Consider the following 10,067-nt stretch of genomic DNA (forward strand, 5'->3'; position numbering starts at 1 on the left):
GCAACCTGAAGGATCACGTGATGGCCGTCTTCATTTCACGACGCCACGCTGACTACCAGCGGAAACTCGTACACCACCCCCGTGGACGCAACCCGGCAACGACGGGGAGGGGGATCATCCCCGCGTGCGCGGGGTCGACTCGGAGTATCCGGCCCGGAAACCGATATCGGGGGGATCATCCCCGCGTGCGCGGGGTCGACCGGATGATGCCATTGGCTACGTCATCTCGGTACGGATCATCCCCGCGTGCGCGGGGTCGACCCAGACGAGACCGAACGCGCCGAACCGTCGATCGGATCATCCCCGCGTGCGCGGGGTCGACGCTTGTTGACCTGTGGGTTTGCCGGGCTGGGCCTCGTTTTTCATTTAGTTCGTTCCCGGATCACGCGCCGACCTTATACGACATACGACGATCGCTACTCCTTTGTCGGTGGCGACTTCTAGTGTTGCTGCCTGGTCGGCGATGCCGAGGAGGCGATCTTGGACGGTCATGAGCTCGGGTTCCTCAAAGATCCGGACGTAATTCGGCAGTTAGGTGTCTTATGGGGGAAATCGGCTGCGAAGGCAGCGGGGCGCATGAATCTGCTGATGTGCCACCTCCTAGATACAGCTGCGGTTTCTGAGCAGATCTGGGATCGATATCTTGCCCCGTCAACGAAGGCGCTGCTGGAGGAAGTGGCTGGAGGTCATGGGCGCGGGCGCCGGTTCTTCGCCTGGGTCTGTGGCGTTCATGACTGCGGGAAGGCGACCCCGGCATTCCAGCAGATGGACGAGGTTGGGGCGCAGGCCGTCCGGCAAGCAGGCCTAACGTGGATGGCCACGGGAGGCCAAGACTGGCGACATGACCGGGCTGGCGGGAAGCTCATCCGGGACGTGCTGCGCGGAGCCGGGTGGTCGGATGACCAGATTGCGTGGATATGGCCGTTGGTCGCCGGGCACCACGGAAAGTTTCCTTCTTCAGGAAGATTGACCGAACCTGTCCGTGCACGGGGTCATCTGCATGGCAAGGGCCTCGAATGGCGCCGGGTGCAGTCGGCGGTTGTCGAAGTCCTCACCCGCCAGCTGGGGTTCGACGGTCTGAAGGATGTTCAGCCTCTACGAGTGCCCAGCCGAGCCGATCAACTGCATCTGAGTGGTCTGGTGGTGATGGCCGACTGGATCGCCAGCGACGAACGTTATTTCCCGGGGGTGGATGATCTGCGGGACGTGAGCCTGGTGGCGTCCCGTGAGCGTGCCGCCGGGGCTTGGGAGAAGTTGGGGCTGCGGGGCGGCTGGGGCAAGCTTGAAGTTCCTGGGGCCAATGCCTTCCAAGACCGCTTTGGGGAGAAGCCGCGTCGTTCGCAGGTGATGGTGACAGACGCCGCTCGACGCATGGCCGGCCCGGGGCTTTTGATCTTCGAGGCGCCCATGGGTGAGGGCAAGACCAAGACCGCGCTGTTGGCGGCGGAGATCCTGGCTGGCCGGTTCGGAGCGGATGGGGTGTTCATCGGCATGCCGACCCAGGCGACCAGCGACCCGATTTTCTCCCAGGTACGCGCCTGGGCGGGAAAGGTGTCTCCTGGGCTGGGATCACAGGTGGCGCTGCTGCATGGCAAGCGTCGTTTCAACCGAGAATGGCAGGAGCTGCTGGAGGAGGTCGGAGATAGTCCTGATGACATTTATGGGACGGTCGACGAGGACGCTCTGTATGGATTTTCTTCGTCCAGCGCCGGAGAGGTCCCCGAGCGGCGTGCCCCCGCAGAATGGTTTCTGGGGAGCAAGCGTGGACTGTTGACTCCCCTGGTCGTGGGAACGATCGATCAATTGCTGTTCGCCGCGACCCGCACCAAGCACGTGATGCTGCGGATGGCCGGGCTCGCGGGGAAGATCGTGATTTTGGACGAGGTCCATGCGGCTGATGTCTACATGTCCCAGTTCTTGCTTGAGGGGTTGCGCTGGCTAGGACAGGCGCGTGTCCCGGTGGTGCTCCTGTCCGCGACCCTGTCGCCTACTCAGCGGCGTGCCCTGGTAGACGCCTATCTCGCGGGCGCTTCGTCACGCGAGGAGCCACCGGCACTTAACCTGTCCACCCCCCGGGGCTACCCGAACGTCACCGCGGTCTGGGTCGACGGTGCGGGGCCGCATGAACTCGTCGATGACCGTTCGTCCTGGCGAAAGGATCTCGACGTACGGGTCGAGGTGCTCACCGAGTCCCCTCATGCGAAATCCGAACCAGTAAGCAGCACGCATGCCGATGTCGTCGCGGTCCTAACCGAGCGTCTGAGAGATGGCGGGTGCGCCCTGGTGATCCGCAACACCGTCGAGCGCGCGCAAGACACCTACCAGGCGCTACGTGCTCACTTCGGAGAAGCTGACGTCTACCTCCTGCACGGCCGGTTGCATGCCGGCCATCGGGCAGACCGAACGCGGGAGGCTCTGGCCCGGCTCGGACCATCGACCCATCATCGCCCCCGCACCGTCCTCGTCGCTACGCAGATCGCAGAACAGTCGTTCGACGTCGATGCCGACCTCTTGATCACTGATCTGGCCCCGATCGACCTGCTTCTCCAGCGGATCGGCCGGCTCCATCGCCATGACGGTGTCCCGCGCCCCGCACGGCTCCGCGAACCCTGTGTCGTCATCACGGGAGTCGGCGCCTGCGACAAGGGTGCTCCTTGGATCCTCCCGGCCAGCGATGCGATCTACGGCCGCTATCTGCTGCTGCGAACGTCCGCGCTTGTACGCGCAGCCGACAACTCGCACTGGAAGATTCCCGGTCAGGTCCCCGATCTGGTCGCGGCCGTCTATGGCGATGAGGCGGTCGTCCCAGAAGCATGGGCACAGGCAGAAGCCGCGGCGTTCGCCACATGGGAAGCAGAGCAACGGGCTCGCGCCACAAGCGCCGAGAAGTTCCTGTTGACCCGCTTCAAAGAACACGAGAACAAAACCTTGGAGGGCCTGCACTACGCGGAGACAAAGGCAGATGAGGAGATCGTCCACGCCATCGTCCGCGACGGGGAGCCCAGCGTCGAGGTTGTCATCGTCCACAACGACGATGACGGATACACCTCCTGGACGGGCAGGCGTCTCGGCCCCAACGGCGAGGTGCCGGCCCACCTCGTCGACGAGGTTCTCGGCGGTACGGTGCGTCTTCCGGCGAAGCTCGCCGCGGCGGCCGAGGAGGAGCTCCAACCGTTGGCGGGCTGGCGGGGACATCCGTGGCTTCGCTACAGCCGAGCCCTGAAACTTGATACACAAAGCCAGGCGAGGCTCGATCGATTCAGGGTCCGCTACGACAACGACCTGGGGCTGGTCCTCGACAACCCCCAATAGCGATCGGGTTCGAAAGCCATCAGACTGCCTGCCCGGCGCAACGCGAGTGCTCAGCGACCGGCAGATCACGCGACCCCGTGAGGGTTCTCTGTGATTGTCAGTTGACGCTCGCAGAGGATCCGACTGGTGATCCCCGCGCGCGCGGGGCCGAAGGCGCAGACCGGGCGAATCGTTGGATCATCCCCGCATTGGCGAGGCCGATGGGCGACCGGCGCCACATGGCTGCCATTGTCAGTGAACCACTTTGAGGTGTGAACCGCGACCCGGCCTCGACTGGATCCTCTGACTTCCTGCGCGCGACGAAATGGGCCGCTTAAGATGCCCTCAGTATCGCGGAGCGCAACCCCAAACAGGACGCATCGTGTTCATCAATCGATGCGCCCGCAGCTGAAGGGAAGGAAGTAATGTCTGGTAAATCCCGTTCTTCGCGTCCCTCTCCACGCCGGTACCCGCCGGAGCTGAAGGACCAGGCTGTCCGGATGGTCCGGGAAAACATCGAAAGATCCGGAAAGCCCCATGGCACGATCGCTCAGGTGGCACGCCAGCTCGGTATCGGCCCGGGGACTGTGCGGAATTGGTGCCGGAATGGGGGGAGCGGAAGTTCCTGGTGGCGGGGGTCCGCGAGCGATGACGTTCGGCGCATCGCCGAACTGGAGCGCGAGGTGCGAGAACTGCGCAGGGACAACGAGATCCTCAAGGGGGCATCCACCTTCTTGGTGAGCCAGCTCAGTTCCGCAGCGACGCCGCGTTGATATCAGCAGAATCCACGGGCGGCCCTCTCGGGGGCACGCATGTCGGGTCGTGAAAATGGCAGTACGGCGATGGCGTCGTCGGATGGAGTCCGCGTCTCGCTTGCCGATGGCGTCGGTCTTCATCGCTTGAACACTCAGCTCCGCTCGTGAACGGATCGGCTGACGACCCTGAGCATTCGGTGCATGTATGCCCAAACCATGATATTCGGACCGTGAAATATTCGTGCGGCGGAAAACGTCGGTGCCCGCCTCTACGCTCACACCTGACTTTGTTATCTGGTAGCCACTCCCCCTGAGGCAGGCCATTATGAATCAGTTCGACCTGGCATCCGACGGATGGCTGCCGCTTCGGCGCCGGGATGATGGCGCTCTGCTTGAGGTGGGGATCGAGAGGGCTCTGGCAGAGGCGAACACGTTCACCGAACTGGTCGTCGAGCTTGCGACGCAGGTTCCCGCGCTGCTGAGGCAGGTTCTGCTGCCGATCGTCGCGGATGCCGTGGGCTTGCCTGCGGATCGAGCGGAGTGGCTAAAGCGTTTCGAAGCTGGGGCGTTCGATGAGACCGAGCGTGACCAGATCCAAAAATATCTGGCGGAACATGGCCCACGGTTCCATGCCTTCGGTGATACCCCGTTCGCCCAGGCAGGGGAGCTGGAGGCGGTGAGCGGGGAGACCAAGGGGGCGGGGCTGCTGGTGGCGACGGAGTTCACCGGCAACAACGTGCCGCTGTTCGGGTCGCGGACCGAGGCTGAGCCGCCTGCGTTGACGGCGGCTGAGGCGATGCAGTGGTTGGTTCACGCACACTGTTGGGACACGGCGGCGATCAAGACCGGTGCGAAAGGCGATGGCAAGGTCAAGGCCGGCAAGACGACGGGCAACCCCACGGGTCCGCTGGGTCAGCTCGGCGTTCTCGTCCCCACCGGCCGTACGTTGTATGAGACGCTGCTTTTGAACCTGCCCATCGGACCAAGGGGGGCGCTCGGCACCCCGCATTGGCGGCGTCCCCCGGCCGGTCCGGGCTGGGACCCCGACGGCTACCCGGACGGGTTCCTTGGTCTGTGGACGTGGCAGTCTCGCCGAATCCGCCTCATACCGGAACAGACGGCACAGGGTGTGCGTGTGAGGCGCGTGATTGTGGCAGCGGGGGACCGCATGCGAGAGCTCCCGGAGTGGGAGCCTCACACGGCGTGGAAGTACGACAAACCCGTCGGCAAGTCCAAGGCCGCCGACCGCAAACCACGTCGGCACGTCCAGGGGAAGGCGATCTGGCGCGGCTTGGAAGCGCTGCTGGCTGTCCATCAAAGTGACCTGGAAAGCGGCTCGGTCGAGACGAGCAGTCTGCTCAGGCAGGCCGCGGACCTCCGCTCGGATGGAACGCTCCCGGAGGATTACCCGTTGCGTGTCGAGGCTTTCGGGATTACCTATGGGACTCAGTCGGCCGTCTTCGACGACGTCTACCATGATCTGATCCCGTTGCCGGTGAACGCGCTGCAGGCGGACGCTGAGGTGTACGGCGTACTGGTGGAGATGACCAGTCAGGCAGAGCGGCTCTCCCGGGCGCTAAATCACCTCTCCGCCGATCTGCGACGAGCAGCAGGGCTGGATCCGATTCCATGGGATAAGGGCCAGCGCCCCGGAGAGCAGCTTCTCCACTTGCTGGACCCCGTTGTTCGCCGTGTTCTCGGTCATGCGAGCGGGCTCGATGACCAGCGGCTGGATGCGGTGTTGCTGGCCTGGGAGCAGGTCGCGTACCGGATCACGCGCGAGGTCGCCGACACGGTGTTCGCCGGGGTGCCGGAGTCGGTGTTCGCCGGTCGCCGGGCCGCTGGCGAGGCAGAGTCCGGTTCGCCTCCAGGTCTGGGGGACGCGGAGCGGCGGCTGCGGCGAAATCTATCCACCATCCTGCAGCGCGCCGCCGCCCAATGGCGTGCGGCCTGACGGGCACACCCGTGTATCCCCCCAATGGCTGATGGAGAGTGAACAACTCGATGGCGACCCGCTACTGGAATCGCGTGGCATCGGACGGGACCTGGTTGATGGACGCACGAACCCAGCGTCCGATCGGCCCGCCGCCTGGAGAGGACCTGGCGGCGATGCGCGCTGGACTCGGTCGGCAGTTCGGCGAGGTACCGAAACTGTGGCCGCACTACACCTGCGAGATCAATGATGAGCTGGCTCGACGCGGCGAGACGTCCTTCGAGCAGCGGGCCGAGCACGCGGCGCTCGCCCTGTACGGGCTGCATCAGCAGTCCAAGAGCGTCTCGATGCACCGGCCGGACGTCCGGCTCGGCAGGGCCCTGTCGCAGTTGCGCAACAGCGACAGGTTCAGCCCGAAGGCGATCGACGATCGGGTCGAAGCGGCTGCCACGACCACCACGTTCGATGCGCTGCTGATCCGCCTGCGGGGCCTGGTCGATCTGCTGCGCACCATCAATCAGCCTCTCGACTACGACCACCTGATGCGGCTCGTTCACGACTGGCAGTACGACGACGGTCGACGCGCCGCGCGCCGCCAATGGGCCATGGACTACCAGGTCTGGAAGCACAAGTCGGCGGGCGACGAGCCTTCGGCCGAATCCTGAAACACATCCCCCCTTTTCGAGATCAGCGGAGACAACGATGTCTAAGCGCCAGTACGTCGACATCCACATCATCCAGACGGTTCCCCCGGCTAACTTGAATCGGGATGACCAGGGCAATCCGAAGGACGCCAAGTTCGGCGGGGTACGCCGGGCCCGGGTCTCGTCCCAGGCTTGGAAGCGCGCCACCCGGCGCGCGTTCGATGCGAAGCTGCCCGAGGCCGACCAGAGCACCCGGACCAAGCGGATCGCTGGGCAACTGGCCGAGCGGGTCGTCCTGCGGACGGGTGTCGAGCCCGAATCCGCTCAGCGGATCGCCGGGGCGCTGCTGGAACCACTGGGTATCAAGGCCGGCAAGAAGGCAGGGAACACCGCATACTTGCTGTTCTTCGGCTACCAGCAGCTGGACGAGATCGTCGGTCTGATCGCCGACCAGGCCAAGGACCTGGCCGAACTGGACGATGAGCAGCTCAAGGCGGCGACGAAGGACCTAGCGGTCGCGGAGCGGCTGAAGACTGGCCACCCGATCGGCGTGGCCCTGTTCGGCCGGATGGTCGCCGACATCCCATCGCTGAATGTGGACGCGGCCACACAGGTAGCCCACGCCATCTCCACCCACGCGACCGAGATCGAGTCGGACTACTACACGGCCGTCGACGACGAGAACGAGGCTGACGAGTCCGGCGCCGGGATGCTCGGGAACATCGGCTTCAACGCCGCGACGCTCTACAGGTACGCCACGGTCGGCGTTCACCAGTTGGCAACCAACCTCGGCAGTGTCGAAGCCGCAATCGAGACAGTCACACGGTTCGCCGAGGCGTTCGCGTTGTCAATGCCGACCGGCCACATCAACTCCTTCGCCCACCGCACCCGGCCCAGCCTGGTCGCGGTCGTGGTTCGCGACGACCAGCCTGTCAACCTGGTGTCGGCCTTCGAACGTCCGGTCAGGGAGAGCGATGGGATCGCCGCCGCCTCAGCCGTGCGGCTGGCGAAGGAGTACGTGCGGTCCAGCAGGCAGTGGGGCGACGAGCCCACGCACGTCGCGGTCTCCCACGCCTTCGAGGACGACGTCCTCGCCGAGGCGTTCGGCGCCAACGAGACGTTCAGCGAACTGCTGTCCGGGCTGAACGACGCCCTGACCGCCTCGTGGAAGACGAACTGATGGCCGGACCCGACCCCGTCCAGGCCGTCCTGTTGCTGAGGCTGGCCGGGCCGATGCAGTCCTGGGGCGATCAGAGTGTGTTCAACCGACGCGACACACGGCCGCAGCCGACCAAGTCCGGAGTGATCGGACTGCTCGCCGCCGCCGCGGGTCACCCGCGTGAAGAGCCGCTCGGCGATCTACTCGGCCTGACCATGGGAGTCCGCGTCGATCAGGAGGGCACGCTGCTGCGGGACTACCACACCGTCAGCGACTACCAGGATCGGCCGCTGCCTCAGGCAGCCGTATCGGCCAAAGGCATTCAAAAGCCGACCTCACCCGCCAAGTACACGCATGTAACCCAGCGCTTCTACCTCCAGGACGCGGTGTTCGTCGCCGCCATCGCGGGGCCGGCACCATTGGTGCACTCCCTGGCCAACGCCGTCACTCACCCCGCGTTCCCCCTGGCGCTGGGCCGGCGCTCCTGCGTCCCTTCCCAGCCCATCCTGCTCGGGATCAAGAACGACTCGATTCTGGAAGCACTGACCAGCCAACCGTGGCAGGCAGGCGGCCGTGCCCGGGACGCGTTCGAAAGGAGACACGGACGGCTGGCGCGCATCGATCTGATGGTGACCGTTGAGGCGGCCGACGGGGATCAGGTTTTGCACGATGAGCCCGTGTCGTTTCACCCTCGTGATCGCCGCTACGCCACTCGTCGTGTCACGCATCTTTGGCGGTCGATCCCCACTGGTTTCCCCGACCCGGTCCCGCCTGCCGACGCCTCCCCGGCACACGATCCCTTCGCTCTGCTGGGCTGGTGACCTTCGATGAGCTATCTGTCTCGCATAAGGATCAACCCCCTGCGCGCCCAAAGCCGCGCCATGCTCGCCAGCCCCAGAGTCATGCACTCCTACATCTGTGCCGGAGTCCCTGGAACGCCTGACAGCGAGCGCATTCTCTGGCGACTGGACGCCGACAACCCATACCGCCCCCTGTTGTTCGTCCTCACACAGTCCAAACCCGATTGGGCTCACATCGTCGAAGCGGCGGGCTGGCCCGACGCAGACGGCGAGCACTTCGCCATCGCTGACTACGCGCCATTGCTCGCCCGGATCACCCCCGGCCGAGAATTCGCGTTCCGGCTGACCGCGAGCCCGGTCCAGAACACCAACCACCCCGATAAGCCGACCCCGGCTCAGGCCGCGCGCATCGCAGCCGGTGACCGCAGATCGTTCCGGCTAGCCCACCGCACCGCCAACGCCCAGCTCGGCTGGCTCCTGGACCGTACGGCGCGATGCGGCTTCGAGATCGCCATAGCCCGCACTGACCCCCCCATTCCCAGCCTCGCCGACGACAAAGCCGTGCCCGCCCCCGACGTCCGGCTCATCGCTAGGGACCGCCGCACGTTCACCAGGGGCGGCCGGGGCAAGCAGATCATCCTTCACACCGCGACCTTCGAGGGTCGGCTGCGCGTCACCGACAATGCTCTACTCACCAGCGCGCTGCTGGGGGGCATCGGCCCATCGAAGGCCTACGGGTGCGGACTGCTCACCCTCGCCCCACTGCCAACCGGTCAATGAGGTGAGATGGCCGACATCTGGTGGAAAGCCCACCCCCACGACCTGCACCGCGTCTCCGACCGTGTCTCCAGCGTCTACGTCGAGCGCAGTCATATCGACCGTGACGAGAACGCCGTGGTCATCATCAACAAGCGCGAGACCGTCCGCGTGCCCGCCGCGACGGTCGCTGTCATGTTGATGGGCCCGGGAAGCCGTGTCACCCACGGCGCGATCCGCCTGCTCGCCGACTCCGGCACCACCGTGTGCTGGGTCGGTGAACAGGGCGTCCGAATGTACGCCGCCGGGCTCGGCCCCGCTCGCGGTGCCGGGCTCCTACACCGCCAAGCCTGGCTCGTCACCCGCACCAAGGAGCGACTGAACGTCGCCCGCACCATGTACGGGATGCGCTTCCCCGGCGAGGACGTCTCCACCGCCACAATGCAGCAACTCCGCGGACGTGAAGGATCACGCATCCGAAAGCTCTACCAGGCGCATTCACAGCGCACCGGCGTGGCCTGGAACCGTCGCGAGTATCGCGCCGGCGACGCCCACGCCGCGGGTGACGACCTCAACCGGCTCCTATCAGCCGCCAATGCCGCCCTTTACGGCATCTGCCACGCCGTCATCGTCGCGGAACCTGTCAAACGTGTTGAGACATCAGGCTACTTGTGTGGTTTGTGGTGAAGCGCCGTCGTCTTGAGACGTGAGTGGTTTGTTGATCCACAC

8 protein-coding genes and 1 CRISPR repeat array are annotated in these 10,067 nt (G+C 65.3%); all 8 genes read left to right on the forward strand.

Features of this window, described 5'->3' with window-relative positions; genetic code table 11:
• Window positions 1-111 precede the first annotated feature (111 nt).
• Window positions 112-322: direct repeats of the CRISPR family, unit length 28 nt; unit sequence GGATCATCCCCGCGTGCGCGGGGTCGAC.
• Window positions 323-480: 158 nt separating this feature from the next.
• The 8 genes from cas3 (at window position 481) to cas1e (ending at window position 10,025) form a co-directional block, all read left to right on the forward strand.
• Window positions 481-3,312, forward strand: a complete 2,832-nt coding sequence (gene cas3, locus AB0B89_RS31780) for a CRISPR-associated helicase Cas3' (protein WP_358560158.1) — start codon at window positions 481-483, stop codon at window positions 3,310-3,312.
• A gap of 404 nt (window positions 3,313-3,716) precedes the next feature.
• Entirely contained in the window at window positions 3,717-4,064 is a 348-nt protein-coding gene (locus tag AB0B89_RS31785) for a transposase (RefSeq protein WP_358560160.1), read from the forward strand.
• Window positions 4,065-4,371: 307 nt separating this feature from the next.
• Window positions 4,372-6,000: a type I-E CRISPR-associated protein Cse1/CasA gene (gene casA, locus AB0B89_RS31790; RefSeq protein ID WP_358560162.1), complete on the forward strand. Its 1,629-nt coding sequence runs from the start codon at window positions 4,372-4,374 to the stop codon at window positions 5,998-6,000.
• A gap of 38 nt (window positions 6,001-6,038) precedes the next feature.
• Window positions 6,039-6,644: a type I-E CRISPR-associated protein Cse2/CasB gene (gene casB / locus AB0B89_RS31795; RefSeq protein ID WP_358560163.1), complete on the forward strand. Its 606-nt coding sequence runs from the start codon at window positions 6,039-6,041 to the stop codon at window positions 6,642-6,644.
• Window positions 6,645-6,681: 37 nt separating this feature from the next.
• Complete coding sequence (cas7e, locus tag AB0B89_RS31800; RefSeq protein ID WP_358560165.1) at window positions 6,682-7,803, forward strand: type I-E CRISPR-associated protein Cas7/Cse4/CasC; 1,122 nt, start codon at window positions 6,682-6,684, stop codon at window positions 7,801-7,803.
• Window positions 7,788-8,603 (forward strand): type I-E CRISPR-associated protein Cas5/CasD, encoded by an 816-nt coding sequence (cas5e, locus tag AB0B89_RS31805; RefSeq protein ID WP_358560167.1) that lies wholly within the window; start codon window positions 7,788-7,790, stop codon window positions 8,601-8,603. The genes cas7e and cas5e overlap by 16 nt, the downstream gene beginning before the upstream one ends.
• A gap of 6 nt (window positions 8,604-8,609) precedes the next feature.
• Window positions 8,610-9,362, forward strand: a complete 753-nt coding sequence (cas6e, locus tag AB0B89_RS31810) for a type I-E CRISPR-associated protein Cas6/Cse3/CasE (protein ID WP_358560169.1) — start codon at window positions 8,610-8,612, stop codon at window positions 9,360-9,362.
• Between the two features lie 6 nt (window positions 9,363-9,368).
• Window positions 9,369-10,025 carry a type I-E CRISPR-associated endonuclease Cas1e gene (gene cas1e / locus AB0B89_RS31815; protein ID WP_358560171.1) on the forward strand — a complete coding sequence of 219 codons (657 nt, stop codon included), beginning with the start codon at window positions 9,369-9,371 and terminating at the stop codon, window positions 10,023-10,025.
• The last annotated feature ends 42 nt before the right edge of the window (window positions 10,026-10,067 follow it).

It is taken from the genome of Sphaerisporangium sp. NPDC049002, from assembly GCF_040649355.1.
Classification (GTDB): domain Bacteria; phylum Actinomycetota; class Actinomycetes; order Streptosporangiales; family Streptosporangiaceae; genus Sphaerisporangium.

Coding starts and splice junctions, on each gene's coding strand:
- AB0B89_RS31785 (WP_358560160.1), top strand. CDS start 3,717: ATGTCTGGTAAATCCCGTTCTTCGCGTCCCTCTCCACGCCGGTACCCG.
- casA (WP_358560162.1), top strand. CDS start 4,372: ATGAATCAGTTCGACCTGGCATCCGACGGATGGCTGCCGCTTCGGCGC.
- cas7e (WP_358560165.1), top strand. CDS start 6,682: ATGTCTAAGCGCCAGTACGTCGACATCCACATCATCCAGACGGTTCCC.
- cas6e (WP_358560169.1), top strand. CDS start 8,610: ATGAGCTATCTGTCTCGCATAAGGATCAACCCCCTGCGCGCCCAAAGC.
- cas1e (WP_358560171.1), top strand. CDS start 9,369: ATGGCCGACATCTGGTGGAAAGCCCACCCCCACGACCTGCACCGCGTC.